This window comes from Streptomyces sp. CNX435 (genome assembly GCF_059570575.1).
Map to the genome: position 1 here is coordinate 180263 of NZ_JCANTA010000005.1, position 25653 is coordinate 205915.

Below are 25653 nucleotides of genomic sequence, written 5' to 3' on the forward strand. Positions count from 1 at the left end.
CACAGACAGGAAACCCATGTCCTTGGAAGAGCTGGTCCGCCCCGATATGGCCCGCCAGGAAGCCGAAGAGGCCGCACGCAGCCTGGCTCACCAGGCAGAACGCCTGGGTCTCCCCCTGGAAGACATCGAGATCACCGCCCCGTGCCCCACCTGCCGCCGCACCGCCTACACCATTCACCTGGGCACCCTCGACCCCGACCAGACCCGCCAACTCGCCAACGCCCTCCGCGCACTGCCGCGTTCCGCGTCTCCCTCGGAGGGCACATGCTGACGCCACCGGGTCAGCCCACGTCGGCCGTGACAACCAGGGTCCCCAACTTGCCCGGCGCGGGAGCCGCCACGACTTGTGCCTCCGTGGTCTCGAATCCGGCCCGTCGCAGGAGCTGGGTCCACTCCTGCGACCGGTACTGCCAGCGCAGCAGGGTGGCTTCGGGGTGGTCGTCGAGCCAGTGCCCGCGCATCTGCTGCGGGCCGGAGATGCCGGTGGGCTCGGCCTGGGAGAAAACCAGGCGCCCACCGGGCGCGAGGCGCTTGGCGATGAGCTGCAGCAGCAGCTCGGGTTCGGTGAACCACACCGCCCCCCACACGGAGTAGATCGTGTCCCAGGTGCGATCAGCTTCGGTGAGGTAGGAGATCACATCGGCATGGACGATCTCCAGGCACGGCAGGTCGTGCCACCACATGCGGGCGCGTTTGACCTGTGCCGGAGAGAGGTCCACTGCGGTGACCGTCACCTGTTGGCGGGCTAGGAAAGCCGCCTCGGCGCATTCGGCGGCGCCCAGGTCGAGAGCGGTGGCCGGGGCGCCGAGAAGTTCGGCGCCGGGGCCGTGTCCGGGGTATTGCGTCCATTCAAAGACGTCGGCAGGTGGGCGCGGCTGGGTCCCTTCGCCCTTGTGGGGTTTGTAGGTGTCCCAGTAGGCGGCGGCGTCCTGGAGCACGGGGCGCGGTGAAGGATGGGGCACTGGGCGTCCTCCGGGGCATGGGTGTGCTGGCGAGGCGACACCGTACCCGGACGGAGGGCTGGCCCAGGGTGGTATGACCGAACGTGGCACCGCCTGTTCGGCCGTGCAGAAGACGGCCCGGTCGCCCATCCAGGGCGACCGGGCATTCCTCCCGCGATCAGGCGCAGGTCAGTGGCAGTTCTCCCCGGGGCGGCAGGGGCCGCACTTGGCGTAGTCGCGCTCCCACAGCGGCCAGTCGACGTTGAAGCCGTTGTCGAAAATGATCTGCGCGGTGCGCTCCACAGATCCGTCGTACTTGAACTCCAGCTCGGGGATGTGCCGAAGCTACGGAGGCGGAGCCCGGTGGACGGAGGGCGACCACCACAGCCGGGCCGCCCCGTTCGCGAACGGGGGCTGGCGACGGTGGCCCGACCGCCGGAGCGGGGCCGCCCCGCTCGTGGACGCGCCCCGGGTGGCGGGGGACAGGACCTTAGCCGGGCCCGGCCCGCCTGATCGCGGAAGTGTCGGGCGGGACGGAGAGCCTGACCACCGGAGCGGGCCATTCCCGGGCGTGCCCGGGCGACGGGGGGTCGCAGGCGGCTGGGCAGTCGGGGTTGGTCGGCGGATGGCGGGATCGGAGGCCGGAGCCAGGTGTGCTCCGATCGCGGGGTGGGGCGCGGTAGCGGGGGAGGCGGCCCGGGCCGCCTGGTTCGCGGAGGGGCGCTGGCCGGGCGGAGCTGGGTCCGCTGCGATCGGCGGAGGGGTGCTGGGTCGGGGGATGGCGCGGGTGCCGTGAGCCGGGGAGCCACGCGCGGCGTTGAAGTACGAGACCTGGCCCCGGCTGCTGGTGGTCGACGTCGAAGGAAACGGCGCCACACCCCCCGACGTGGTCGAAGTGGCTGCCGTGCCGCTGCGCAACGGGGCCCCGGACACCAGCACGGCCGGCGCCTGGCTCGTCCGCCCCCCGGTCCCCGTCACTCCCTTCGCCAGCCGGGTGCACAAACTCACCAATGATGACCTCAAGTCGTGCCCGCCCTGGGAGGCTGTCCGTGAAGATGTGAGGACCATGCTGAACGGAGCGTGGACTGCGCCCACAACGCTTCCGTCGACTACAGGATCCTCACCCGCCACCTACCGGGCTGGGAACCCACAGGCGTCATCGACACCCTGCGCCTGGCGCGGGCGACCTACAAGGCAGCGCCGAAGCACAACCTTGATGCCCTCATCCAGCACGCCGGGCTCGACCTCAGCCAGGCCCCCGCCCATCGGCACCGCGCCGCCTTCGACGCCTATGCCACCGCCCTCCTGCTGCTTCATCTGGCCCAGCAGTACGCCACGTGGGAAGCGCTGGTGCACGCCGCAGTTCCTCCCGGCCTTCCCGGAGCGCCCGAACCCGAACAGGAACCCACGCTGTGGTGATGCAAGCCGACGACTTCGACGCATGGCAGGAGACCATCTACCTTCTGCGCTCGCCGGCCAACGCCCGGCGGCTGAGGGAAGCCGTCGCCCGTGACAAGGAAGGTTCCGCCACGGTCAGCGTAAGCATGGAGGAACTGGATGGCCTGGCAGGCGGACAGGCGAACACCGTCTCGTCCAGCGACTGAGCCCACGCCATGGGGACGCCCGGCGCGGTGGTCGGGCGGGGTGTCAGAGGCCCGCGGCCGTTGACAGGTCCGCCTTCAGCTCCGCCAGCACCGCCGCCGCGGTCGACCGGGCCGCCGGGAGGCCGCGGTGGCCGTCCGGGGCCGGGATCACGACCTCCAGGTAGCACTTCAGCTTCGGCTCCGTACCGCTCGGGCGGACGATCACCCGGGCCGCCTCCACCCCCCGGGCCCGGTTGCCCGCCAGGGTGTAGCGGAGGCCGTCCGTCGGGGGGAGGTCCGGGGTGCCCGTTGACAGGTCTTCCGCCAGCGTCACCCGCAGGCCCGCCGCCGACTGCGGCGGGGCCGCGCGCAGGCGGCGCATCGCCGCCGCGATCACGTCCAGGTTCTCGACGCGGACGGAGAGCTGGTCGGTGGCGTGCAGGCCGTACTCCACCGCGAGGTCGTCCAGCAGGTCCCGCAGGGTGCGGCCGGCCGTCTTCAGCTCCGCGGCCAGTTCGGCGACGAGCAGGGCGGCGGTGATGCCGTCCTTGTCGCGGACGCCGGCGGGGTCGACGCAGTAGCCGAGGGCTTCCTCGTAGGCGTAGCGCAGGCCGTCGACCCGGGCCAGCCACTTGAAGCCGGTCAGGGTCTCCTCGTACGGCAGGCCCGCGGCCCGGGCGATCCGGCCCATGAGGGAGGAGGAGACGATGGAGGCGGCGAAGGTGCCCGTGGCCCGCTTGTGTACGAGGTGGGTGGCGAGCAGCGCGCCGACCTCGTCGCCGCGCAGCATCCGCCAGCCCGCGGCTGCCTCCGCGTCCGGTACGGCGACGGCGCAGCGGTCGGCGTCGGGGTCGTTGGCGATGATCACGTCGATCGCGTCCCCGGCGTCCCCGGCGCCCGCGGCGTCCCGGGCCGTGGCGAACGCCAGGTCCATCGCCCCCGGCTCCTCCGGGTTGGGGAACGCGACCGTGGGGAAGTCCGGGTCCGGCTCCGCCTGCGCCGCGACCGGCAGCGGGGCCGGGAAGCCGGCGCGGGCGAAGGCGGCGGCGAGGGTGGCGCCGCCGACGCCGTGCAGTGCGGTGTGCACGACCCGTACGTCACGGGGGCCGCCCGGGGCGACGACCGTGGCGGCCCGGTCGAGGTACGCCGCCACGACGTCCTCGCCCAGCACCTCCCAGCCGCCCTCCGGGCGGGGCACGTCCGCGAGCGGGCCCACGGCCGCGATGGCCGCGGCGATGGCGGCGTCGGCGGGCGGGACGATCTGCGAGCCACCGCCGAGATAGACCTTGTAGCCGTTGTCGCGCGGCGGGTTGTGGCTGGCGGTGACGGTGACCCCGGCGACCGCGCCGAGGTGCCGGATGGCGAAGGCCAGCACCGGCGTCGGCAGCGGGCGGGGCAGGACGGCGGCCCGGAAGCCGGCGCCGGTCATGACGGCGGCGGTGTCCTCGGCGAAGGCGTGGCTCTTGTGCCGGGCGTCGTAGCCGACGACCACCAGGCCGCCGCCCGCGCCCTGCTCGTTCAGGTACGCGGCCAGCCCCGCGGCGGCGCGGATGACGACGGCGCGGTTCATCCGCATCGGCCCCGTGCCCAGCTCACCGCGCAGCCCCGCGGTGCCGAACTGCAGCGTGCCGCCGAAGCGGTCGGCGAGGGCGGCGGTGTCGTCCGCCCGCAGCAGGGCGTCCAGCTCGGCCCTGGTGTCGGGGTCGGGGTCCTCCGCCAGCCAGGCCCGGGCCCGGGCGGTGAGCGCGGCGGCGTCGGCGGTCGGGTCGGTGGTCACCGGTCGTCCTCAGTCACTGCTCGTCGTCCTCTCCGTCGTTCCGCGGCCCGTAGTTCTCCGGACCGTCGTTCCCGGCCCGTCGGTCCCTGCCTGCCGCAGTCCCTGCCCCCGCGGTCCCCGCCCCGCCCCCCCGCGGTCCCCGCCCCCGGGGCGTACCGCTCCAGTCTTCACATCCGGCGCAGCACCTCGGCGAGCAACCCGCCCATCCGGGCCGCCGAGTCGCGGCCCGCCTGCAGCACCTCCTCGTGGCTCAGCGGTTCCCCGGTCATGCCCGCCGCCAGGTTGGTCACCAGCGAGATGCCCAGCACCTCGGCGCCGGCCTCGCGGGCCGCGATGGCCTCCAGGACCGTCGACATGCCGACCAGGTCGGCGCCGAGGCGGCGCAGCATCTCGATCTCGGCCGGCGTCTCGTAGTGCGGGCCGGGCAGCTGGGCGTAGACGCCCTCCTCCAGGGTGGGGTCCACCTCCATGCACAGCGCCCGCAGCCGCGGCGAGTACAGGTCGGTCAGGTCCACGAAGCGGGCGCCGGCGATCGGGGAGGCGGCGGTGAGGTTGATGTGGTCGCCGATCAGCACCGGCTGGCCCGGCCGCATGCCCTCGCGCAGCCCGCCGCAGCCGTTGGTGAGCACCACCGTCTTGCACCCGGCGGCCACGGCCGTGCGCACGCCGTGCGCCACAGCGGCGACGCCGAGGCCCTCGTAGAGGTGCGTGCGGCCGAGGAAGACCAGCGCCCGTTTGTCGTCCAGCCGGTACGAGCGGATCCGTCCCGCGTGGCCCGCCACCGTCGGCGGCGGGAAGCCGGGCAGCTCGGTGACGCGCAGCTCGTACTCGGGCGTGCCCAGCGCTTCCGCCGCGGGCACCCAGCCGGAGCCCATCACGAGGGCGACGTCGTGGGATTCGGCCCCGGTGAGCTCGCGGAGGCGGTCGGCTGCGGCCGCCGCGTCGGGCGCGGCGTGCGGAGTGGATGCGTTCACGCAATGAGCGTAGCCCGTCACCCCCTACGCGCGTAGAAGCGGCCCCCCGCACGGGCCCTCGCACGGGCGCCGCGCGGGATCCGCCGCCTCCGCGGGGGAGCCGCCCGCAGGGGCGATGGACAGGCGATGGACAATGGGGTACGTGACTCGGATCGTGATCATCGGTGGTGGCCCCGGCGGGTACGAGGCGGCGCTCGTCGCCGCGCAGCTCGGCGCGGAGGTGACGGTCGTCGACTCCGACGGCCTGGGCGGCGCGTCGGTGCTCACCGACTGCGTACCGTCGAAGACGCTGATCGCCACCGCGGAGGTGATGACCACCTTCGACTCCTCGTACGAGGAGCTGGGCATCATCGTCGCGGACGACACCCCGCCCGACAAGCAGGCCGCCCGCGTCGTCGGCGTGGACCTGGGCAAGGTCAACGGCCGGGTCAAGCGGCTGGCGCTGGCCCAGTCCGAGGACATCACCACGAGCGTGACCCGCGCCGGTGGCCGGGTCGTACGCGGCCGGGCGAGCGTCTCGCCGCAGCAGGCCCCGGACGGCTCGCGCACGGTGCGGGTGACCGGGGCCGCGGCGGGCGAGCCGGCGGAGCTGGTCGCGGACACCGTGCTGGTCGCCACCGGCGGCAGCCCGCGCGAGCTGCCCGACGCGCAGCCCGACGGCGAGCGGATCCTGAACTGGAAGCAGGTGTACGACCTCGACGAGCTGCCCGAGGAGCTGATCGTCGTCGGCTCCGGCGTCACCGGCGCGGAGTTCGCGGGCGCGTACCAGGCGCTGGGCTCGCGGGTCACGCTGGTCTCCAGTCGGGACCGGGTGCTGCCGGGCGAGGACCCGGACGCGGCGGCGGTGCTGGAGGACGTCTTCCGGCGCCGCGGCATGAACGTGATGAGCCGTTCGCGGGCGCAGGGCGCCAAGCGCGTCGGCGACCGGGTCGAGGTGACGCTCAACGACGGCCGGGTGATCACCGGTTCGCACTGCCTGATGGCGGTCGGCGCGGTGCCCAACACCCGGGGCATCGGCCTGGAGGAGGCCGGGGTGCGGCTCACGGACTCCGGGCACATCTGGACCGACAAGGTGTCGCGTACGAGCGCGCCCGGCATCTACGCCGCCGGCGACTGCACCGGCGTCTTCGCGCTCGCCTCGGTGGCGGCGATGCAGGGCCGGATCGCGATGTACCACTTCCTCGGCGAGACCGTCGCGCCGCTGCGGCTCAAGACCGTGTCCGCGAACGTGTTCACGGATCCCGAGATTGCCACGGTGGGTTACCAGCAGTCGGATGTGGACGAGGGGCGCATTGACGCACGGGTGATGAAGTTGCCGTTGCTGCGCAACCCGCGGGCCAAGATGCAGGGGGTACGGGACGGGTTCGTGAAGCTGTTCTGCCGCCCCGGCACCGGGATCGTGGTGGGCGGCGTGGTGGTCGCGCCGCGGGCCAGCGAGCTGATCCACCCCATCTCGATCGCGGTCGACAACAATCTGACCGTCGAACAGATCGCTAAGGCGTTTACCGTCTACCCGTCCCTGTCGGGTTCGATCGCCGAGGTGGCACGGCAGCTCCAGGCCAGCAAGACGCCGGCCGACGACTAGGTTCTGTTTCTCGGGGCCCGGCCGGCCCCGCGCGCCCCCACGCGACGGCGAACCGAGCGCCTATACCACCTTCGGACGTCGAAGAGGGGCATTTTCTTCTCATCGACGCAAGTGGCTGAAAGAACACGGTCTTTGGCGTTACTGTCGGTTTCGTGTTCGCTGCAGAACGTCGCCAGTTGATCCTTGAAATGGTGCGGTCCAACGGGGCCGTATCGCTCCGAGAGCTCGCCCGAGTCGTACAGACCTCTGAGGTGACCGTACGCCGAGACGTACGGGCCCTGGAAGCGGAGGGACTGCTGGACCGCAGGCACGGAGGTGCCGTCCTGCCGGGCGGTTTCACCCGTGAGTCCGGCTTCCCACAGAAATCACATCTCGCGACCGCGGAGAAGACCGCGATCGCCGATCTGGCGGCCGGATTCGTCGAGGAGGGCGAGGCCGTCGTCGTCGGGGCCGGTACGACCACGCAGGAGCTGGCGCGCCGGCTCGCGCGCATCCCCGGCCTGACCGTCGTGACCAACTCCCTGCTCGTCGCCCAGGCGCTCGCGCACGCGAACCGGGTCGAGGTCGTCATGACCGGCGGCACGCTGCGCGGCAGCAACTACGCCCTGGTGGGCAGCGGCGCCGAGCAGTCGCTCCAGGGGCTGCGCGTCTCGCGCGCGTTCCTCTCCGGCAGCGGGCTGACCGCCGAGCGGGGGCTGTCCACGTCCAACATGCTGTCGGCGAGCGTCGACCGGGCGCTGGTGCAGGCCGCGGCGGAGGTCGTGGTGCTCGCGGACCACTCCAAGTTGGGCACCGACACGATGTTCCAGACCGTGCCCACCGACGTGATCACGCGGCTGATCACCGACGAGCCGCCGCCGGCCGACGAGCGCGCCGCCACCGAGCTGCAGGCCCTGGCGGACCAGGGGGTGCAGATCGCGGTGGCGGGCCCAGAACAGCCGGGCGGTGAGAGCAGCGGCACGCCGCCGGCGGCGCGGAGCCGGCACCCCCGGCACGGAGACCGGCGGCGCGGCGAGGACAGCGTGCCGCTGCCGGGCCAGCGGCGGACGCCGCAGGCCGCGGCGTCGGCGATGCGCGCCGCCGCGCCTCTGGCGGAGCAGGGGCGGGTGGCGGACCTGGCCCCCCGGCGGCGGTAGGCCGGGCCCGGTGGTCCCGTGGTTCGGTGGCGCGGTGGCGCGGTGGCGCGGTGGCCCGGTGGTCCCGTAGCCCCGTAGCCCCGTAGCCCCGTAGTCCCGTGGTCGCGCAGGGACGGCGGGCAGTCGGGGCGCGGAGTGCCCGGGCCGGTGGCCTCGCGGAGCGGGGGGTCCGGGGCGTAGCCGGGCCGTTGCCTAACGGAGTCGGCGTCCGTGGCGGCGTAGCGCCCCGGCTCCTGCGGACCCGGCCCCCGGGCCGTAGCGCGTGGCCCCGGTGACCGCCGTCAGGCGCCGCGCGTGCGCAGGCCGTCGAGGGCGAGGCCGAGCAGGCGGTCGGCCACCCCGGTGTCCTCCGGGTGCTTCGCCGACGCCTTGTCCGCCGCGTAGGCGATCGCGCTCGTCAGCCGCAGCACGTCGGCGGGGTCGACGTCCGCGCGCAGCTCGCCGGACTCCTGCGCACGGCCGACCAGCAGCGCCACCGTGCCCAGCAGCTGCTTCTTGCAGTCGAGCATCAGGCCCTCCTCCATCAGCGTCGCCGCGACCCCTCGGATCGTGGAGGACACGTCCACGTACCGCCGCATCCACGCCGCCAGCGCGTCCACCGGCGTCCTGCCGGGCTCCGCCACCAGCGCCCGGGCCGTGACCCCCAGCTCGTCGACCTGCGTCTGGAACACCTCGCCCATGAGCGCGAAGCGGTCCGGGAAGTGCCGGTACAGCGTGCCGATGCCGACGCCCGCGCGGCGCGCGATCTCCTCCAGCGAGGCGTCCGCGCCGCGCTCGCCGAAGGCCGCGGTGGCCTCGTTGAGCAGGCGTTCGTAGTTACGGCGCGCGTCCGCGCGCATCGGCCGGCCCTGCGCCGTCGCCATGGGACCACCCTTCGTCGTTCCCGCTACTGCCCAGAATGCCATTGCGGAAACGGAGGCGCCCTCCGTATAGTGAAGCGGAGTCACCCTCCACTTCATTCTCCATCGGAGGCACGTCTGTGTCCACATCCCTGCGCACACCCACGGGCCAGGACGCCCGCGGCCGCACCCGCGGCCCCCGCGGCGCCCGGCGGCCGGGGCTCGCGCTCACCGCGATCGTCGCCACCCAGCTGATGTTCCTGGTCGACGCCACGGTGGTGAACGTCGCACTGCCCGACATCGCGGTCGACCTCGGCTTCTCCTCGACCCGGATGTCCTGGATCCTCAACCTCTACACGCTCGCCTTCGGCGGCCTGCTGCTCCTCGGCAGCCGTATAGGCGACCGCATAGGCCGCCGCCGCGCGCTCGTCACCGGCGTGCTCGCCTTCACCGCCGCCTCCCTCCTCGCCGGCGTCGCGCCCAGCGGCGGCTGGCTGCTCTTCGCCCGTACCGCCCAGGGGGTCGCCGCCGCGCTCGCCGCGCCCAGCACCCTCGCGCTGATCGCCACCACCTTCCCCGAAGGCCGCCAACGCGCCCGCGCGCTCAGCGTCTTCGCCTCGGTCAGCGGCGCCGGCGCGGCGCTCGGGCTGGTGCTCGGCGGGGCGCTCACCGACATCGCGTCCTGGCACTGGGTGTTCCTGATCAACCTGCCCGTGGGCCTCGCCATCGCCTGGCTCGCACCCCGTCACCTCGACGAAACCCCGCGTCAGCGCGGCTCGTTCGACGTCCTCGGCGCGCTGCTCGGCACGCTGGGCATGACGTCGCTCGTCTACGCCTTCATCCGCACCGCAGAGCAGAGCTGGGGCGACGGGCTCGCCCTCGGCGCCTTCGCCGCCGCGGCGGCGCTCCTCGGCGGTTTCCTCGCCGTGGAACTCCGCGTCCGCCGGCCGCTGGTGGTGCTGCGGCTCTTCGCCGACCGCAACCGGTCGGTCTCGTACGCCACGATGCTGATGATCCCCGCCGGGATGTTCGGTGTCTTCTACATCACCACGCAGTATCTGCAGCGGTTCCTCGACTTCAGCCCGTTCCGCGCGGGCCTGGCCTTCCTGGCGCTCACGCTGCCGCTCTTCGCCGCCTCGCGCTTCGCGCCGCGCGCGCAGGCCAGGTTCGGGCCGAAGCGCACCGCGGTAGCCGGGCTGGCGCTCAACACCGCGGGCATCCTGTGGCTCAGCCGGCTCGACGCCGGCTCCGGCTACGCCGAAGGGCTGCTGGGGCCGCTGGCGCTCATGGGTATCGGGGTCGGGCTGACCATGATGCAGCTGACCACCCTGATCCTCAGCGGCGTCGAGCCCGCGGACGCGGGGTCGGCCTCCGGGCTGCTGCAGACGATGCAGTACGTCGGCGGCAGCCTGGGCCTGTCCGTGCTCGTCTCCGTCTTCGACGCGGGCGTGCGGAACTCCGCGGGACACACGTTCTTCGACGGGGCGGGCGCGGCGTTCACGGCCGCGGCGGCGTTCTCCGCGGTCGCGCTGCTGCTGATGACCTCGGCCCGGGGCGTACCGCGCAAGGGCTGACCTCGTAGCGGGGGGCGGGTCCGCGGGCGGCCCGCCCCCGTCGTTCTCTGTAGGAGACTTCAGTCTGCGGGAGACTCAGTCCTTGATCTCGCGCAGATCAGTCCTTGATCTCGCAGATCACCGCGCCGGACGTGACGGTGGCACCGATCTCCGCGGCGAGATCCTTGACCGTGCCGGCGCGGTGGGCGTTGATGGGCTGCTCCATCTTCATCGCCTCCAGCACGATCACGAGATCGCCCTCCGCGACATCCTGGCCCTCCTCGACCGCCACCTTCACGATCGTGCCCTGCATCGGCGACGCCAGCGCGTCGCCCGAGACCGCCGAGCCGGACTTCTTCGCCGCCCGCCGCTTCGGCTTCGCCCGCCCGCCCGCTGCCGACGCGACCGCGCCGAGCGACGACGGGAGCGAGACCTCCAGACGCTTGCCGCCGACCTCGACGACCAGCGTCTCGCGGCTCTCCTCCGCCGCCTCGGCGTCCGCACCGCCGGCGAACGGGGCGATGCCGCCCGCGAACTCCGTCTCGATCCACCGGGTGTGGACGCTGAACGGCTCGACCGCCGCGGCCGGCGCGAACGCCGGATCCCGTACCACCGCACGGTGGAACGGCAGCACCGTCGCCATCCCGGACACCGTGAACTCGTCCAGCGCGCGCGCCGCGCGCTGCAGCGCCTGCCGCCGGGTGGCGCCGGTGACGATCAGCTTGGCCAGCAGCGAATCCCACGCCGGGCCGATCACACTGCCCGACTCCACGCCCGCGTCCAGCCGCACGCCGGGTCCGGCCGGCGGCTCGAAGGCCGTCACCGTGCCGGGTGCGGGCAGGAAATTGCGCCCGGCGTCCTCGCCGTTGATACGGAACTCGAAGGAGTGACCGCGCACCGGCGGGTCGTCATACCCCAGTTCCTCGCCGTCGGCGATACGGAACATCTCCCGCACCAGGTCGATGCCCGTGACCTCCTCGGTCACCGGGTGTTCCACCTGCAGCCGGGTGTTGACCTCCAGGAAGGAGATCGTGCCGTCCTGGCCGACGAGGAACTCGCAGGTGCCCGCGCCCTCGTAGCGCGCCTCCTTCAGGATCGCCTTCGACGCGCGGTACAGCTCGGCGTTCTGCCTGGGGGACAGGAACGGCGCCGGCGCCTCCTCCACCAGCTTCTGGTGGCGGCGCTGCAGCGAGCAGTCCCGGGTGGAGACCACGACGACGTTCCCGTGCTTGTCCGCGAGGCACTGCGTCTCCACGTGCCGCGGCCGGTCGAGATACCGCTCGACGAAGCACTCGCCGCGGCCGAACGCGGCGATGGCCTCGCGCACCGCCGACTCGTACAGCTCGGGGATCTCTTCGAGGGTACGGGCGACCTTCAGCCCCCTACCGCCGCCGCCGAAAGCGGCCTTGATGGCGATCGGCAGCCCGTACTCCTCCGCGAACGCGCTGACCTCCCCGACGCCCGCGACCGGGTCCTTCGTGCCGGCGACCAGCGGCGCGCCGGCGCGCTGGGCGATGTGCCGGGCGGAGACCTTGTCGCCGAGGTCGCGGATCGCCTGCGGCGGCGGGCCGATCCAGGTCAGGCCGGCGTCGAGGACGGCCTGGGCGAAGTCGGCGTTCTCCGACAGGAAGCCGTACCCGGGGTGGACGGCGTCCGCGCCCGAGTCCTTGGCGGCCCGCAGCACCTTGCCGACGTCGAGGTAGCTTGTGGCCGGAGTGTCACCGCCGAGCGCGAAAGCCTCGTCGGCCACGCGGACGTGCAGCGCGTCCCGGTCCGGCGCGGCGTAGACGGCCACGCTCGCGATCCCGGCGTCCCGGCAGGCGCGGGCGACCCGGACGGCGATTTCGCCGCGGTTGGCGATGAGCACCTTGCGCACATTGGCTCCCTTCTCGGAACACCGAGATTTTAGGTAATGGCGACACCTCTGCGCTGCGGGATCCCGGAGGTGAGCTTGCCCACACAGAGATGATCCGCGCCGCCGCACTCGGGCCCGAAGCCCTGAGTTCCCAAGGTACGCCGCATCCGCCGACGCGCGCGCGAATCCGGCGTGTGGCCAGCGTCTCGTGCACGTTGAGCAGATGGACGGGGCCTCCTTTTGTGGGAACCATACGAAGGGGAGACGGAATCTTTTCGGGTCGCCCTTCCGGCCGGGATCTTGTCACGTGTCGCTCGCGTGCGCGTCGCGTGTCCATCGTGCGCGAACCCTTGCCGCCCTCAACTACCCATCAGTAGCGTGAGTGAGCCGATCGGACCTGGTGAGGGGGTGGCAGCGGCAATGCGCAGAACCGGGGCGGCGGTGGCTGGTGCCGCGCTGCTCGTGGAGGCGGTCGGGCTGGCCGTCGTGCACTTCATCCTGGGCTCGGTCGTCGACCGTCAGGACATGTCCCTCGCCGGCCTCGACTCCGGCGTCATGTCCGGCTCCACGCGCGGGGCGGGCGTCGCGATCGGGCTCTATTTGCTGTGCTGCGGGGCGGTTTCGCTGTCCGTCGCGGTACGGGACCGGGCCCCCGGGCGCGCCGGGCGGATCCTGCTGGTGAGCTGCGCGGTGCTGCACGCGGTGCTGGCGGCGGTGGCCGTGGGGCTGGTGGGCTGGGCGGCGTTCGCGGGGCTGATGGTCGTATTCGGGCTGATCGTGCTGACGTTGACGGGCGAGGGCGCCGCCGCAGGGCAGGCGGAGGGCGGCGCGGAGCCGGCGCCGGCGGCCTGACGGGCGCGCGCTGGAGGCGCCTTGGCGCGCGTGGGACGTGGAGGCGCGTGGGACGCGACCTGACGCGCCCTATGCCCACAGATCGGTGATCTGCACGCCCAACTCCGCGAGCAGCCGGCGCAACAGGGGCAGCGAGAGCCCGACGACGTTGCCGTGGTCGCCGTCGATGCCGTCGATGAACGCCGAGGACCGGCCGTCGATGGTGAACGCCCCCGCCACGTGCAGCGGTTCGCCGGTCGCGACGTACGCGGCGATCTCGGCGTCGCTGGGCTCGCCGAACCGCACCACCGTCCCGGCGGTCGCGCTCGCCCGCCGGCCCGACGCCGTGTCGATCACGCAGTGCCCGGTCTGCAGCACCCCCGACCGCCCCCGCATCGCCTTCCACCGCGCTGTGGCGTCCTCGGCGTCCTCGGGCTTGCCGAGCGCCCTGCCGTCCAGCTCCAGCACCGAGTCGCAGCCGACGACCAGCGCCCCCGCCGCCTCGGGCCGCGCGGCGACGGCGCCGGCCTTCGCCTCGGCGAGCACGAGGGCCAGTTCCGCCGGGGTCGCGGCGGTGACGGCGTCCTCGTCGACGCCGCTGACGAGGACCTCGGGCGCGAGCCCCGCCTGCCGGAGCAGCGCGAGCCGGGCGGGGGACTGCGACGCGAGCACGAGTGTGCGTGCGGGGCGGCCGGGGGCGGGGTGGTGGGTCATGCGCGTCATCGTAGGCGGTGGCGCGGACACCGCCGCCGGGGGCGGCTGGGCGTGCACAAGCCGTCGTGCAGGGTGTTCGTCAGTGGGGCGGCCTACCCTGGGGCGGGTGTGCGGGGAAGCGGGGGTACGGCGTCACGTAGCGGCGCGCTCGCGGGTCACGAGGGCAGCGCACCGGGTCCCGCCACTCCCAGCGCGATCGTCACCACCGCCGCCAGCGCAAGCAGCCACCCGGCGCGACGCAACTGCCGCTCGGCGGCGCGCAACTCGTCGTCGGGCTCGTCTGGAGGGTCGGACCAGAGCATCCCCCGATGGTCCCGGTCCGGCGCCGTGCGCGCCTGAGTACGGGTACTCAGATACGGCCGGCGCGGGGGCGCGTACCCGTGCTCCTTACTAGGAAGGCCAGTACGTCGTACGCCACGCCTTCGGCCCCGGCTGCGGCGTCCGCCGGGTCAGCACCCGCCGGGCCGGGTCCGCCCACTCGCTGCCCGGCCCGCCCCGCGGCCCCGCCGCGGACGAGGCCGCGCGCGCCTGGACCACCGCCAGCGCCGCCGCCAGCTCCTCCGCCGTCGGGTTGCCCCGGACGACCTTGATCTCCTCGGACATCGATCCTCCTCACACCGCCGCCGCGACCGCTCCGTACCGGCGCATACAGCCGCATACAGCCGCATACAGCCGCATACAGCCGCATACAGCCGCTTACAGCGGGATGTTCCCGTGCTTCTTCGGCGGCAGCGACTCCCGCTTGTTGCGGAGCACCCGCAGCCCCTTCGCCACCTGCCGCCGCGTCTCCGACGGCATGATGACGGCGTCCACATACCCGCGCTCGGCCGCCGCATACGGGTTCAGCAGCGCGTCCTCGTACTCCCGGATCAGCTCGGCGCGCCGCGTCTCCCGCTCCTGCTCGTCCGCGATGGCCGCGAGCGTGCGGCGGTAGAGGATGTTGACCGCGCCCTGCGCGCCCATGACGGCGATCTGCGCGGTGGGCCAGGCAAGGTTCAGGTCCGCGCCGAGGTGCTTGGAGCCCATGACGTCGTACGCGCCGCCGAACGCCTTGCGGGTGATCACCGTGATCAGCGGGACGGTCGCCTCGGCGTAGGCGTAGATCAGCTTGGCGCCGCGGCGGATGATGCCGTCGTACTCCTGGTCCGTGCCTGGGAGGAAGCCGGGGACGTCGACGAAGGTGAGCACGGGGACGTTGAAGGCGTCGCAGGTGCGCACGAAGCGGGCGGCCTTCTCGCTGGCCTTGATGTCCAGGCAGCCGGCGAACTGCATCGGCTGGTTGGCGACGACGCCGACGGGGTGGCCCTCGACGCGGCCGAAGCCGGTGACGATGTTCGGCGCGTACAGCGCCTGGGTCTCCAGGAACTCGCGGTCGTCCAGCACGTGCTCGATGGCGGTGTGCATGTCGTACGGCTGGTTCGCCGAGTCCGGGATGAGGGTGTCCAGCTCGCGGTCCTCGCCGGTCACCTCGGGCTTGCCCTCCTCGGGGAAGGCGGGCGGGTCGCTGAGGTTGTTCGACGGCAGGTACGACAGCAGCGCCTTGACGTACTCGAAGGCGTCCTTCTCGTCGCCCGCCATGTGGTGCGCGACGCCGGAGGTGGTGTTGTGCGTACGGGCCCCGCCCAGCTCTTCGAAGCCCACGTCCTCGCCGGTGACGGTCTTGATGACGTCGGGTCCGGTGATGAACATGTGCGACGTGCCGTCCACCATCACGGTGAAGTCCGTGATGGCCGGGGAGTACACCGCGCCGCCCGCACACGGGCCGACGATGACGCTGATCTGCGGGACGACGCCGGAGCCGTGGACGTTGCGGCGGAAGATCTCCGCGAAGAGCCCGAGCGCGACGACCCCCTCCTGGATACGCGCGCCGCCGCCGTCGTTGATGCCGATGACGGGACAGCCGGTCTTCATGGCGAAGTCCATCGCCTTGACGATCTTCTCGCCGTAGACCTCGCCGAGGGAGCCGCCGAAGACGGTGAAGTCCTGCGAATACACCACGACGGGGCGGCCGTCCACGGTCCCGTAGCCGGTCACCACACCGTCCCCGTACGGGCGGTTGGCCTCGATGCCGAAGTTCGTCGAGCGGTGCCGGGCGAACTCGTCCAGCTCGGTGAACGACCCCTCGTCCAGCAGCAGGTCGACCCGCTCGCGCGCGGTCAGCTTGCCCTTCGCGTGCTGCTTCTCCACCGCGCGCGCCGAACCGGCGTGCGTGGCCTCCTCGATCCGCCGGCTCAGGTCGGCGAGCCGGCCGGCCGTCGTGTGGATGTCCGCCGTCTCGGCGGGTGGCTCGTGCGCCTCGGCCATCGCGGTGCAGCTCCTGCTCGTCGGGGACGCTCCGGACGCGGGCGCCCGGAGGAGGGAGGGGACCCAACAGTGCGTAGGCTATCGGCGCCGGGCCGCCGCACGGGTGCGGCGTTGACCACACCCGCGGCGTGGCGTCGACGGGCCGCGGCGGGTGCGTTGCGCGGGTACCGCCGACGGCCGCGGGTGCGGTGTCGTGTGGCGTGGCGTCGGCGGCGGCGGGGCGGACGCCTGGCCGTAGGGTGGCCGCATGAGTGCAGATCGGGGAAGCCGCTGGTCCGACCTCGACCGCCCGCCGCTGAACGCCGACGCGCTGCGCCGGGCGCTGGTGCGGACCGGAGGGCTGTGGACGTCGCTCGACGTCGTCGAGGCCACCGGCTCCACGAACGCCGACCTCGCCGCGCGTGCCCGCGAGGGGGCGGCGGAGGGCGCGGTGCTGGTCGCGGAGGAGCAGACGGCGGGGCGCGGCCGGCTGGAGCGCCGGTGGTCGGCACCGGCGAGATCCGGCATTTTCCTCTCCGTACTGCTGCGCCCCGAGGGCGTGCCCGTCAGCCGCTGGGGCTGGCTGCCGCTGCTCGCCGGGGTCGCCGTGGCGACCGCGCTGCCCCGGGCCGCGGGCGTGGACACGGCGCTGAAGTGGCCGAACGACGTGCTCGTGACCGTCGACGGCGAGGAGCGCAAGGCGGGCGGCATCCTCGTGGAGCGGGTCGACGCCGAGGGCGACGCGGTGGTCCTCGGCATCGGCATCAACGTCACGCTGCGCGCGGCGGAGCTGCCCGTTCCGGAGGCCGGCTCGCTGGCGCTGGCCGGCGCCAAGGTCACCGACCGGGACCCGCTGCTGCGCGCGCTGCTGCGGTCGCTGGAGCGGTGGTACGGCAGCTGGCGCGCCGCCGCCGGCGACCCGGCCGGCGCCCGGCTGCAGGAGACGTACGCGGCGGGCTGCACGACGCTCGGCCGGCAGGTCCGGGCGGAGCTGCCGGGCGGCGCCTCGGTCACGGGGGAGGCCGTCGCGGTGGACGGCGACGGGCGGCTGGTGCTGGCCACGGCGGCGGGGATGCAGGAGCCGGTGGGCGCGGGGGACGTGGTGCACCTGCGGCCTGCGGCCGAAGCGGAGTGAGCTGGGCCACAATTCCCGTATCGTTGAGGCGGCAGGGTCGGTGGCCGGCGGACGGACAGGGGGAGGGGGCAGCCGGTGAGTGAGGTTGCGGGCTCCTCGGGTGCGGGAGAGCCGGAAGGCCGGGCAGGCGCGGAGGGTCCGGAAAGCGCGGAAGGCGCAGAAAGCGCCGAAGGTGTGCAGGGTGCTGGGAGTGCGGAAGGTCTGGAAGCGGCGGATGGGTCGGAATCTCCGGAGGTTCCGGACGTTTCCGGGGCTCCGGAGGGTGAGGACGACCCGATCGCACTTCGCATCGAGCAGCTGATCCTGGGCGCGGAGCGCCGCTACACGCCCTTCCAGGCCGCCCGGGCCGCGGGCGTACCGATGGAGCTGGCGGCCCGCTTCTGGCGCGCCATGGGCTTCGCCGACATCGGCCAGGCCAAGGCGCTCACCGAGGCCGACGTCCTCGCGCTGCGCCGGCTGGCGGGTCTGGTGGAGGCCGGGCTGCTGAGCGAGGGCATGGCCGTGCAGGTGGCGCGCTCCACCGGGCAGACGACGGCCCGGCTGGCGGACTGGCAGATCGACTCCTTCCTCGAAGGGCTCACCGAGCCGCAGGAGGGCATGTCCCGTACGGAGATCGCGTACCCGCTGGTCGAGCTGCTGCTGCCGGAGCTGGAGGAGTTCCTCGTCTACGTCTGGCGCCGCCAGCTCGCCGCGGCCACCGGCCGGGTCGTCCAGGCACAGGACGACGACGAGATGGTCGCCCGCCGCCTCGCGGTGGGCTTCGCCGACCTCGTCGGCTTCACCCGGCTGACCCGGCGGCTGGAGGAGGAGGAGCTGGGCGAGCTGGTCGAGGCGTTCGAGACGACCGCCGCCGACCTGGTCGCCGCCCACGGCGGCCGGCTCATCAAGACCCTGGGTGACGAGGTGCTGTTCGCCGCGGACGACGCGGGCACGGCGGCCGAGATCAGCGTCCGGCTGATCGAGACGCTGGCCCACGACGAGACGATGCCGGAGCTGCGGGTGGGCATCGCGTTCGGCACGGTGACGACGCGGATGGGCGACGTGTTCGGCACGACGGTGAACCTGGCGTCGCGGCTGACGTCGATCGCGCCGAAGGACACGGTGCTGGTGGACGGCGACTTCGCGGAGGAACTGATAAAGGGCGGCGAAGCCCCGGAGTCGGAGTCGGAGGCCGCGGCGGCCGAGAAGGCGGCGGCGGACGGCGGTACGGCGGACGCGCCCTCGTACCGGTTCGCGCTGCAGCCGATGTGGCAGCGGCCGGTGCGCGGGCTGGGCGTGGTGGAGCCGTGGCTGCTGAGCCGCCGGGGCTGACGGCGCCGAGCCACACTCTGCTCTCCACGGGCCGTGCCGGAGACGGCGATGAACCAGGCGACCTGGGCGGTCCGCTCGCCGAAACGGCTACACCACACGGCGGTGACGGAGCCCGGGAGCATGTCCAGCTCCCGGGCTCCAGCTTGCCGCCCATTTGCGCACACCGGCGGCGTTGAAGAACCGCGGGTCATGTTGAGATCGACGTGTTCTGCCTTTGAACTACAGCGCCACGAGAGAGGCGCCGGAGGGACTTGAACCCCCATCCGTCGATGTTCGCCCACGCTCGGTCGATCCGGTGTTCGGCGGCGAATACTGAGACTGGAGCGAGAATCTGAGTTTCACGGGGCCGCCTCTGCCAGGCTTGGGCCACCCCCGCACGTGGTGCGGGGAGAGGGATTCGAACCCCCAACTGACACCCCTTATCAGCTTCAACAATCAGTTTCAGCTTGCGCTCATCGCGCACCCTCCGCTCGCGACGGAGGGCGTATGTGGGGGCTACCGGAAGAGGTAGCCGAATACGGCGTCGCCGACCCGCTGGTCGGTGACCTCGGTGTTGTTGGCCTCCTCGCGGGCGAACTTGACGGACTGCTGGAGCTTCTCGACGCGGTCGAGGAGTTCGTTGATCCGCCGGGCGGGCAGCGCGCCGGAGAACTTCACGGTGGTCCAGTAACCGACCGGGACGTCCTCGTAGTACACCTCGACCTGCGCCGGGTGCTTCTCCGTGGCCTCGGCCTTCACGTGGTTGCGCGGAACCTTCTTCGTGCGGATGGTCCGCACCGGGTCCGTCTTCCACGAGTCCGTCGAGGGGTCCAGGCTCCACGACTCGGAGGCGTCGAGCACCGGCAGCTTGCGCACGAAGGTGTGCAGGTCGGTGAGTTGCTTCTCCAGGAACAGCAGGTACGGGACAGGCACCTGGGGCAACAGCACCGTACCGTCGACCACCACGTCCGCGACCGCCGACCGGTTCGCCCAGTCCTTCGTCGCGGTCACGTCGAAGAGCCGCGTCAACGTCCCGGCGGTCGCCCGTAGAGCGTCCTCGGCCTTGATCTGCACCCGCGTGGACTCGGGCGGCAACTGCTCGCCCTCCTCGTCCTTGGGCTGGTAGGTCCGGGAGATACCGGCCAGCAGGGCGGGCTTCTGCACGTCCTGATGAACCTGGGTGAGCTCTTGGAGGGCCTTGGACTTGACGCCCTTTTCGACTGCGATGATCTGATTCAGCTTCGGCACACGGCAAACCTAACAAGCCCGCGCCGCATGCACATCCGATTAGACGCCTGCCCGGTCCCTTCCGACCGATAGGGCAGGGCTTCGAGTGTGACCCCGGACCGGAGCACGAAGGTCACCAACCGTAGGGCGGCCCGGCCCGGCCCGGCCCGGCCCGGCCGCGGGCGAGGGCCCGGGGGCGGTGGGCGGTGGCGGCGGCCCCCGCCGCGTGGCGGGGGCCGGTTGGAAGGCGACGGCTTCAGCGGTGTCCCGCGAGGTGCTCAGTCGCTCACGTGGGCCGTTGGCCAGGGGTCCGACTGACACCGGTTCTTCCAGTAATCTGTGGGCTGTAGGTGTCCAGCACAGGAGGCATGTCAGTGGATCCCCTCAACGCGTCGGGTGACGGCCTGCCCGAGTTCCTGAGCTGGGACGACCTCGCGTTCTGACGGGACACGGCGCCACGGCAGTGCTCGGCCCCTATCGCTCTCGACCTGGACGACTGTTCCCCGCGCACGCGGGGGCGGCCCCGATGCGCTCCCCACTGGCCGTGCGGGGACCATCCCGGTCCCTACCTCCCGATCCCCGGACGCCGGCCCCGGAACGACCTGCGGGCGTTGCCGCGCGGCGGGTGGTCCGCCAGGTGCGTCACCTCGCGGTCTCGGCCCGCCACCACCGGGCCCGCCGCATCCGCCGCCTTCGCCGCGTACTGCGCCGCGTCCGCCAGCCGCAGCAGCCGCCGGGCCGACGGCACCGGGCCGATCGGGTCGCCCGTCGACGCCACCCCGCACGCGACGCCCTGGCCCGGCTCCAGGTCCGCCGCTCGCGCGCACAGCTCCGTCGCCGTCCGTACCACGTCGTCCGCCGGCGGGCCCACCGACAGCAGGCAGAACTCGTCGCCGCCCAGCCGGGCGGCCAACGTGTCCGGCAGCGCCGCACCGTGCAGCGACAACAGTGAGCCGAATCGTTCCAGCAGGCGGTCGCCGCCCGCGTGGCCGAGCGAGTCGTTGACCTCCTTGAGGCCGTTGACGTCGCAGACGACCAGGCTGACCACCGTGCCGTCCGCCAGGTGCCGCTCCACCGCCTCGTCCAGTTGCTGTTCGAGTGCCCGGCGGTTGGCCAGTCCCGTCAGCGGGTCCGTGAACGCCAGTCGCCGCGCCTCCTCCAGCCGCTCCGTCTGCGCGATGCCCGCCGCGACCACCGCGCTCACCGCCGCCGCGAAGGCCGCGTCGTACGGCGTGAAGCCCGCGGCGCCGCGCGGGCGGGCGACGTACAGCTCGCCCCACGTCCGCCCGTGGACCACCACCGGCACCACCAGGCAACTGCCGCGCCCCCGCCGCCGCAGCCCTTCTCCGCGCCGCCCCGGGGAGTCCTCGGTCGCGGTCCAGGGGCCGCCAAGGGAAGCCGCGCCGGGGGAAGCCGGGCCGGGGGAAGCCGGGCCAGGGGTGGCCAGGTCGGGGAAGTCGCGCAGGGGGTACGACTCGTCCGGCGGGAACTCCTCCTCGCCGGCCGCGCGCTCGCCGTCGTTCACGAGTACCCGCAGCCGCCCGCGCTCCCGTTCCCAGACGGACACCGCCGCGAACGACCCGTTCAGCGCGCGCCGCGCCCCCGCCGCAGCCGCGCGTACGGTGTCGCGGGGCGTGACGGCGTCCGCCAGCGCCCGGGCCAGCTCGACCACGGCGTGCAGCGGTTCGTCCGGGGGGCGGTCGTTGCCCGTCACGGGTCCAGGGTAGGCAATCGATCACGGTTTAAGAGATTTAGACGGATTGACCACTCTGCGTAAAGCGCTCGGATGTGCCCCGTTGCGCCCTTTCTATGCTCCCGGCCACTCCGGCTTGCGCTTCTCGTTGAACGCCGCCACGCCCTCCCTGCGGTCCGCCGACAGCGCCGTACGGTGCCATGCCGCGTCCTCGATCTCCAGCCCCGCCCGCAGCTCCCGTCCGAAGCCCAGCCGCAGGGCCCGCTTCGCGGCCCGTACGCCCACCGGCGAGTTGCCCGCGATCCGCCGCGCCAGCTCCAGCGCCGTCGTACGCGCCTCGCCCGCCGGCACCAGCCGGTCGACCAGCCCCAGCGCGTGCGCCTCCGCCGCCTCCACCCGGCGCGCGGTGAAGATCAGCTCCGCGGCGCGGGCGGCGCCCACCCGGCGCGGCAGCAGCTGCGTCCCGCCGCCGCCCGGCACGACGCCGACCGACACCTCCGGCAGCCCGACCACCGCCGTTTCGTCGGCGACGATGACGTCGCAGGACAGCGCCAGCTCGTACCCTCCGCCGAGCGCGAAGCCGTGCACCGCCGCGACGACCGGCATCGGCAGCTCCAGCACCCCCGCGTACGCGGCGCGCGACGTGGGGCGGTGGCGGTGCATGTCCGCGTCGGTGAAGTCGTTGCGCTCCTTGAGGTCCGCGCCGACGCAGAAGGCCCGCTCATGGCTGGAGGTGAGGACCACGGCCCGTACGGAGCTGTCCGCCGCCAGGCGCGCGGTGGTCTCGGCAAGCGCGCGGGCCAGCTCGGTGGAGACGGCGTTCATGGCCTCCGGCCGGTCGAGGACCAGCTCGGCGACGTACTCGTGCGTGCGGATGGCGATGCCCTCGCCCATGCGAATCGGCCTCCGGCGGTCGTGGCGTTAACGGTCGCTAACGTAGTGCGTGAAGCGGCGCCGCGCCAGGGCTGACCACACGCGTTTCCTGATCGGTTGGACGCCGCGCGCAGGGGCCGGTGCAGCGCCCGTGACAGCTTCGGATTCACTTCGTAAGGTTCCTGAATATGAATATGCACTCCCGTACCGTCCCCGTCGTCCCGGTCGTCCTCGGGCCCGCCGGCACCACCGCGGACGACGTCCTCGCGGTCGCCCGCCGCGGCGCTCCCGTCGAGCTGTCCAGGGGCGCCCTCGACGCCCTCGCCGCCGCCCGCCGCGTCGTGGACGACCTCGCGGCCAGGCCCGAGCCCGTGTACGGCGTCTCCACCGGCTTCGGCGCCCTCGCCGTCCGGCACATCAGCCCCGACCTGCGTGCGCAGCTCCAGCGCAACATCGTCCGCTCGCACGCGGCCGGCATGGGCCCGCGGGTGGAGCGGGAGGTCGTACGCGCGCTGATGTTCCTGCGGCTCAAGACGCTGGCCTCCGGCCACACCGGCGTACGGCCCGAGGTGGCGCGGGCGATGGCCGGGATGCTCAACGCCGGCATCACGCCCGTCGTGCACGAGTACGGCTCCCTCGGCTGCTCCGGCGACCTCGCCCCGCTCTCGCACTGCGCGCTGGCGCTCATGGGCGAGGGCGACGCCGAGGGGCCCGACGGCGCCGTGCACCCCGCCGCCGAGCTGCTCTCGGCGCACGGTCTCGCGCCCGTCACGCTGCGCGAGAAGGAGGGCCTGGCGCTGCTCAACGGCACCGACGGGATGCTCGGCATGCTGCTCATGGCCTGCGCCGACCTCGCCGCGCTGCTCACCGCCGCCGACGTCACCGCCGCACTGACGCTGGAGGCCCTGCTCGGCACCGACCGGGTGCTCGCCCCCGAGCTGCACGCCGTCCGCCCGCACCCCGGACAGGCCGCCAGCGCCGCCAACATGCTCAAGGTTCTCGACGGCTCCGGCCTCACCGGCCACTACCAGACCGGCCACGACGGCCTGCCCCCCGCGCCCCGGGTGCAGGACGCGTACTCCGTACGATGTGCGCCGCAGGTCGCCGGGGCCGGCCGGGACACCCTCGCGCACGCCCGCACGGTCGCGGAACGCGAACTGGCCGCGGCCGTCGACAACCCCGTCGTCCTCCTTGAGGGCACCGCCCACGCCGAAGGCCACGGGGGCGGCAGGGTCGAGTCCAACGGCAACTTCCACGGCGCCCCCGTCGCGTACGTCCTGGACTTCCTCGCCGTCGCCGCCGCCGACCTCGGCTCCATCGCCGAGCGCCGCACCGACCGGCTGCTGGACAAGAACCGCAGCCACGGCCTGCCCGCGTTCCTGGCCGCCGACCCCGGCGTGGACTCGGGCCTGATGATCGCCCAGTACACCCAGGCCGCGCTGGTCGGCGAGCTGAAGCGGCTGGCCGTGCCGGCGTCGGCCGACTCCATCCCGTCGTCGGCGATGCAGGAGGACCACGTCTCGATGGGCTGGTCCGCGGCGCGCAAGCTGCGTACGGCAGTTGATCACCTGACGAAGGTGCTGGCCATCGAGATGTACGCCGCCACCCGCGCCGTCGAGCTGCGCGCCGGACTCACGCCCGCACCCGCCACCCGGGCCGTGCTGCGTGCCGTACGGGACGCGGGGGTGGCGGGGCCGGGGGACGACCGGTTCCTGTCGCCCGATCTGGCCGCCGCCGAGGGCTTCGTACGCTCCGGTCGGCTGGTCGCGGCCGTGGAATCCGTCACAGGACCTCTGTCATGATCTGTCGTGATCTGATCGAATCCGCGCTGACCTGCGGTGATGTGCCTCGGCCCGGCCCGCTGCGGGGCGGCGCATCCGGCCGCGGGTCAGGAGCGTCGGTGGCGTGTGCCACAGTGGGGAGAAGGACGGAACGGACTACTGGGGATCGGGCGTCCTACTCCGTGGGGTAGGGCAAACGTGCCTTCCGCGGTGAAGGGGAGTTACGACGTGAGGGTGTACGGCAAGGGGCGGCGCGGAGTGGCGCTGTCCGCGCTGGCGATGAGTGCCGTGCTGGGGCTGACCGCGTGCAGCGGCGACAGCAACGCGGACGACTCCGGGGGCCAGCAGGAGTCGGCCTCCGAACAGAAGAAGGACGTGCCGGACGCCCGAATATCCATTGCGCCCAAGGACGGTGCGGAGAACGTCGGGATCAACTCCGACACCGAGGTCACGGTCAAGGGCGGGAAGCTCACCGAGGTCGCGCTGACCGTGGCCGGCGGCGCGGAGGAGACCGCCGGGAGCATCGCCGGCGACGGCAAGTCCTGGAAGCCGGACACGGCGCTGGAGCGCGGCACCGAGTACGAGATCACGGCCAAGGCCGAGGACGCCGACGGCCAGGTGTCCACGTCGAACGCCACCTTCAGTACCGTCTCCGCCGAGAACAGCGTCATCGGCTACTTCACTCCGGAGGACGGCAGCGAGGTCGGCGTCGGCATGCCGGTGTCGCTCAACTTCGACAAGCCGGTCGAGGACAAGGCGGCCGTCGAGTCGAAGATCGCGGTCGAGACCAGCAGCGGCCAGGATGTCGTCGGCCACTGGTTCAACGACACCCGCCTCGACTTCCGTCCGGAGGACTACTGGCAGGCGGGCTCCACCGTCACGATGGACATGGACCTCGACGGCGTCGAGGCGTCGCCCGGCGTCTTCGGGGTGCAGGACCGCGAGATGAGCTTCACCGTGGGCCGCTCGCAGGTCAGCACCGTCGACGTCAAGGCCATGACGATGACGGTCGAGCGCAACGGCAAGAAGGTCAAGACCGTCCCGATCTCCGCGGGTTCGCCCGAGAACCCGACGTACAACGGAGAGATGGTGATCTCCGAGAAGTACAAGGAGACCCGGATGGACGGCTCGACGGTCGGCTTCGTCGACAAGAAGGGCAAGAGCGAGTACGACATCCCGGACGTGCCGCACGCCATGCGGCTGTCCACCTCCGGCACGTTCATCCACGGCAACTACTGGGGCGGCGAGGGCGTGTTCGGCAGCGCTAACACCAGCCACGGCTGCGTCGGCCTGTTCGACAAGCAGGGTGCGGACGACCCCGGCACGGACGGCGCGTGGTTCTACGACCAGTCGCTGGTCGGTGACGTCGTGATCGTCAAGAACTCGCCCGACGAGACCATCGCCCCGGACAACGGTCTCAACGGCTGGAACATGGACTGGACCGCCTGGCAGGAGGGCAGCGCGCTCTGAGCCCGACGCGCACCGCGCCGCCGCAGGGCCGGGCCCTGGACCGTACGACGTGCGTACGGTCCAGGGCCCGGCCCTTTCTCATGGGCCTCTCACCGTCGCCTCAGCCTTTCCCC

General features: G+C 72.9%; 23 protein-coding genes. 11 read left to right on the forward strand and 12 right to left on the reverse strand.

Annotation, left to right across the window (positions count from 1 at the left end):
* Positions 1–16: 16 nt before the first annotated feature.
* Positions 17–271, forward strand: a complete 255-nt coding sequence (locus T328_RS11740) for a hypothetical protein (RefSeq protein ID WP_496495905.1) — start codon at positions 17–19, stop codon at positions 269–271.
* A gap of 10 nt (positions 272–281) precedes the next feature.
* On the opposite strand, the gene T328_RS11745 is transcribed toward T328_RS11740, so the two are convergent.
* Positions 282–938, reverse strand: coding sequence for a class I SAM-dependent methyltransferase (locus T328_RS11745; protein ID WP_496495906.1), 657 nt, complete (start codon positions 936–938; stop codon positions 282–284).
* A 1083-nt stretch (positions 939–2021) separates the two neighbouring features.
* On the opposite strand from T328_RS11745, the gene T328_RS11750 reads away from it, so the two are divergent.
* Together T328_RS11750 and T328_RS11755 are read left to right on the forward strand one after the other, a co-directional pair.
* Positions 2022–2360, forward strand: a complete 339-nt coding sequence (locus tag T328_RS11750) for an exonuclease domain-containing protein (RefSeq protein ID WP_496495907.1) — start codon at positions 2022–2024, stop codon at positions 2358–2360.
* Positions 2360–2545 carry a type II toxin-antitoxin system Phd/YefM family antitoxin gene (locus T328_RS11755; RefSeq protein WP_496495908.1) on the forward strand — a complete coding sequence of 62 codons (186 nt, stop codon included), beginning with the start codon at positions 2360–2362 and terminating at the stop codon, positions 2543–2545. Before T328_RS11750 ends, T328_RS11755 begins: the two co-directional genes overlap by 1 nt.
* 43 nt (positions 2546–2588) lie before the next feature.
* On the opposite strand, the gene T328_RS11760 is transcribed toward T328_RS11755, so the two are convergent.
* On the reverse strand, positions 2589–4301 hold the full coding sequence (locus T328_RS11760) for a phospho-sugar mutase (protein WP_496495909.1): 1713 nt from the start codon (positions 4299–4301) through the stop codon (positions 2589–2591).
* A gap of 167 nt (positions 4302–4468) precedes the next feature.
* Positions 4469–5275 (reverse strand): purine-nucleoside phosphorylase, encoded by an 807-nt coding sequence (locus T328_RS11765; RefSeq protein WP_496495910.1) that lies wholly within the window; start codon positions 5273–5275, stop codon positions 4469–4471.
* Positions 5276–5408: 133 nt separating this feature from the next.
* Between T328_RS11765 and T328_RS11770 the strand changes: the two genes are divergently transcribed.
* Both T328_RS11770 and T328_RS11775 read left to right on the forward strand, forming a co-directional pair.
* The gene (locus T328_RS11770) at positions 5409–6860 is read left to right on the forward strand and encodes an NAD(P)H-quinone dehydrogenase (RefSeq protein ID WP_496495911.1); all 1452 of its coding nucleotides are present in this window, start codon (positions 5409–5411) and stop codon (positions 6858–6860) included.
* A 188-nt stretch (positions 6861–7048) separates the two neighbouring features.
* On the forward strand, positions 7049–7996 hold the full coding sequence (locus tag T328_RS11775; RefSeq protein WP_496496087.1) for a DeoR/GlpR family DNA-binding transcription regulator: 948 nt from the start codon (positions 7049–7051) through the stop codon (positions 7994–7996).
* 281 nt (positions 7997–8277) lie between these two features.
* Here the strand turns inward: T328_RS11775 and T328_RS11780 are convergent, their stop codons facing one another.
* Complete coding sequence (locus T328_RS11780; RefSeq protein ID WP_496495912.1) at positions 8278–8859, reverse strand: TetR/AcrR family transcriptional regulator; 582 nt, start codon at positions 8857–8859, stop codon at positions 8278–8280.
* 116 nt (positions 8860–8975) lie between these two features.
* On the opposite strand from T328_RS11780, the gene T328_RS11785 reads away from it, so the two are divergent.
* Positions 8976–10409 carry an MFS transporter gene (locus T328_RS11785; RefSeq protein WP_496495913.1) on the forward strand — a complete coding sequence of 478 codons (1434 nt, stop codon included), beginning with the start codon at positions 8976–8978 and terminating at the stop codon, positions 10407–10409.
* A 97-nt stretch (positions 10410–10506) separates the two neighbouring features.
* Here the strand turns inward: T328_RS11785 and T328_RS11790 are convergent, their stop codons facing one another.
* Positions 10507–12264: an acetyl/propionyl/methylcrotonyl-CoA carboxylase subunit alpha gene (locus T328_RS11790; protein ID WP_496495914.1), complete on the reverse strand. Its 1758-nt coding sequence runs from the start codon at positions 12262–12264 to the stop codon at positions 10507–10509.
* Between the two features lie 399 nt (positions 12265–12663).
* Here T328_RS11790 and T328_RS11795 point away from each other — a divergent pair, with 399 nt between their 5' ends.
* The gene (locus tag T328_RS11795) at positions 12664–13095 is read left to right on the forward strand and encodes a hypothetical protein (protein WP_496495915.1); all 432 of its coding nucleotides are present in this window, start codon (positions 12664–12666) and stop codon (positions 13093–13095) included.
* A 69-nt stretch (positions 13096–13164) separates the two neighbouring features.
* Here the strand turns inward: T328_RS11795 and T328_RS11800 are convergent, their stop codons facing one another.
* The 4 genes from T328_RS11800 to T328_RS11815 form a co-directional block, all read right to left on the reverse strand.
* Positions 13165–13788 carry a Maf family protein gene (locus tag T328_RS11800; protein ID WP_496495916.1) on the reverse strand — a complete coding sequence of 208 codons (624 nt, stop codon included), beginning with the start codon at positions 13786–13788 and terminating at the stop codon, positions 13165–13167.
* Between the two features lie 155 nt (positions 13789–13943).
* Positions 13944–14090, reverse strand: a complete 147-nt coding sequence (gene mmpB / locus T328_RS11805) for a morphogenic membrane protein MmpB (RefSeq protein WP_496495917.1) — start codon at positions 14088–14090, stop codon at positions 13944–13946.
* A gap of 88 nt (positions 14091–14178) precedes the next feature.
* On the reverse strand, positions 14179–14391 hold the full coding sequence (locus T328_RS11810; RefSeq protein ID WP_496495918.1) for an acyl-CoA carboxylase epsilon subunit: 213 nt from the start codon (positions 14389–14391) through the stop codon (positions 14179–14181).
* 93 nt (positions 14392–14484) lie between these two features.
* Entirely contained in the window at positions 14485–16092 is a 1608-nt protein-coding gene (locus tag T328_RS11815; RefSeq protein ID WP_496495919.1) for an acyl-CoA carboxylase subunit beta, read from the reverse strand.
* 247 nt (positions 16093–16339) lie between these two features.
* Between T328_RS11815 and T328_RS11820 the strand changes: the two genes are divergently transcribed.
* The gene (locus T328_RS11820; protein WP_496495920.1) at positions 16340–17206 is read left to right on the forward strand and encodes a biotin--[acetyl-CoA-carboxylase] ligase; all 867 of its coding nucleotides are present in this window, start codon (positions 16340–16342) and stop codon (positions 17204–17206) included.
* A gap of 201 nt (positions 17207–17407) precedes the next feature.
* Complete coding sequence (locus tag T328_RS11825) at positions 17408–18517, forward strand: adenylate/guanylate cyclase domain-containing protein (RefSeq protein WP_496496088.1); 1110 nt, start codon at positions 17408–17410, stop codon at positions 18515–18517.
* Positions 18518–19012: 495 nt separating this feature from the next.
* On the opposite strand, the gene T328_RS11830 is transcribed toward T328_RS11825, so the two are convergent.
* The 3 genes from T328_RS11830 to T328_RS11840 all read right to left on the reverse strand — a co-directional run bounded on the left by T328_RS11830 (position 19013) and on the right by T328_RS11840 (position 22310).
* Positions 19013–19744: a DUF7873 family protein gene (locus T328_RS11830; protein ID WP_496495921.1), complete on the reverse strand. Its 732-nt coding sequence runs from the start codon at positions 19742–19744 to the stop codon at positions 19013–19015.
* A 544-nt stretch (positions 19745–20288) separates the two neighbouring features.
* Positions 20289–21437, reverse strand: a complete 1149-nt coding sequence (locus T328_RS11835; RefSeq protein ID WP_496495922.1) for a GGDEF domain-containing protein — start codon at positions 21435–21437, stop codon at positions 20289–20291.
* 93 nt (positions 21438–21530) lie between these two features.
* Positions 21531–22310 carry an enoyl-CoA hydratase/isomerase family protein gene (locus tag T328_RS11840; protein WP_496495923.1) on the reverse strand — a complete coding sequence of 260 codons (780 nt, stop codon included), beginning with the start codon at positions 22308–22310 and terminating at the stop codon, positions 21531–21533.
* A gap of 167 nt (positions 22311–22477) precedes the next feature.
* Between T328_RS11840 and hutH the strand changes: the two genes are divergently transcribed.
* Positions 22478–24091: a histidine ammonia-lyase gene (hutH, locus tag T328_RS11845; RefSeq protein ID WP_496495924.1), complete on the forward strand. Its 1614-nt coding sequence runs from the start codon at positions 22478–22480 to the stop codon at positions 24089–24091.
* Between the two features lie 177 nt (positions 24092–24268).
* A complete protein-coding gene (locus T328_RS11850; protein ID WP_496495925.1) occupies positions 24269–25540 on the forward strand; it encodes a L,D-transpeptidase in 1272 nt (423 codons plus the stop codon).
* The last annotated feature ends 113 nt before the right edge of the window (positions 25541–25653 follow it).

Excerpts from the sequence above, each read along its gene's own strand:
- T328_RS11740 (WP_496495905.1), top strand. The coding sequence starts at position 17 with ATGTCCTTGGAAGAGCTGGTCCGCCCCGATATGGCCCGCCAGGAAGCC.
- T328_RS11755 (WP_496495908.1), top strand. The coding sequence starts at position 2,360 with ATGCAAGCCGACGACTTCGACGCATGGCAGGAGACCATCTACCTTCTG.
- T328_RS11770 (WP_496495911.1), top strand. The coding sequence starts at position 5,409 with ATGGGGTACGTGACTCGGATCGTGATCATCGGTGGTGGCCCCGGCGGG.
- T328_RS11775 (WP_496496087.1), top strand. The coding sequence starts at position 7,049 with ATGGTGCGGTCCAACGGGGCCGTATCGCTCCGAGAGCTCGCCCGAGTC.
- T328_RS11780 (WP_496495912.1), bottom strand. The coding sequence starts at position 8,859 with ATGGCGACGGCGCAGGGCCGGCCGATGCGCGCGGACGCGCGCCGTAAC.
- T328_RS11795 (WP_496495915.1), top strand. The coding sequence starts at position 12,664 with ATGCGCAGAACCGGGGCGGCGGTGGCTGGTGCCGCGCTGCTCGTGGAG.
- T328_RS11800 (WP_496495916.1), bottom strand. The coding sequence starts at position 13,788 with ATGACCCACCACCCCGCCCCCGGCCGCCCCGCACGCACACTCGTGCTC.
- mmpB (WP_496495917.1), bottom strand. The coding sequence starts at position 14,090 with ATGCTCTGGTCCGACCCTCCAGACGAGCCCGACGACGAGTTGCGCGCC.
- T328_RS11810 (WP_496495918.1), bottom strand. The coding sequence starts at position 14,391 with ATGTCCGAGGAGATCAAGGTCGTCCGGGGCAACCCGACGGCGGAGGAG.
- T328_RS11815 (WP_496495919.1), bottom strand. The coding sequence starts at position 16,092 with ATGGCCGAGGCGCACGAGCCACCCGCCGAGACGGCGGACATCCACACG.
- T328_RS11820 (WP_496495920.1), top strand. The coding sequence starts at position 16,340 with ATGAGTGCAGATCGGGGAAGCCGCTGGTCCGACCTCGACCGCCCGCCG.
- T328_RS11840 (WP_496495923.1), bottom strand. The coding sequence starts at position 22,310 with ATGGGCGAGGGCATCGCCATCCGCACGCACGAGTACGTCGCCGAGCTG.
- hutH (WP_496495924.1), top strand. The coding sequence starts at position 22,478 with ATGAATATGCACTCCCGTACCGTCCCCGTCGTCCCGGTCGTCCTCGGG.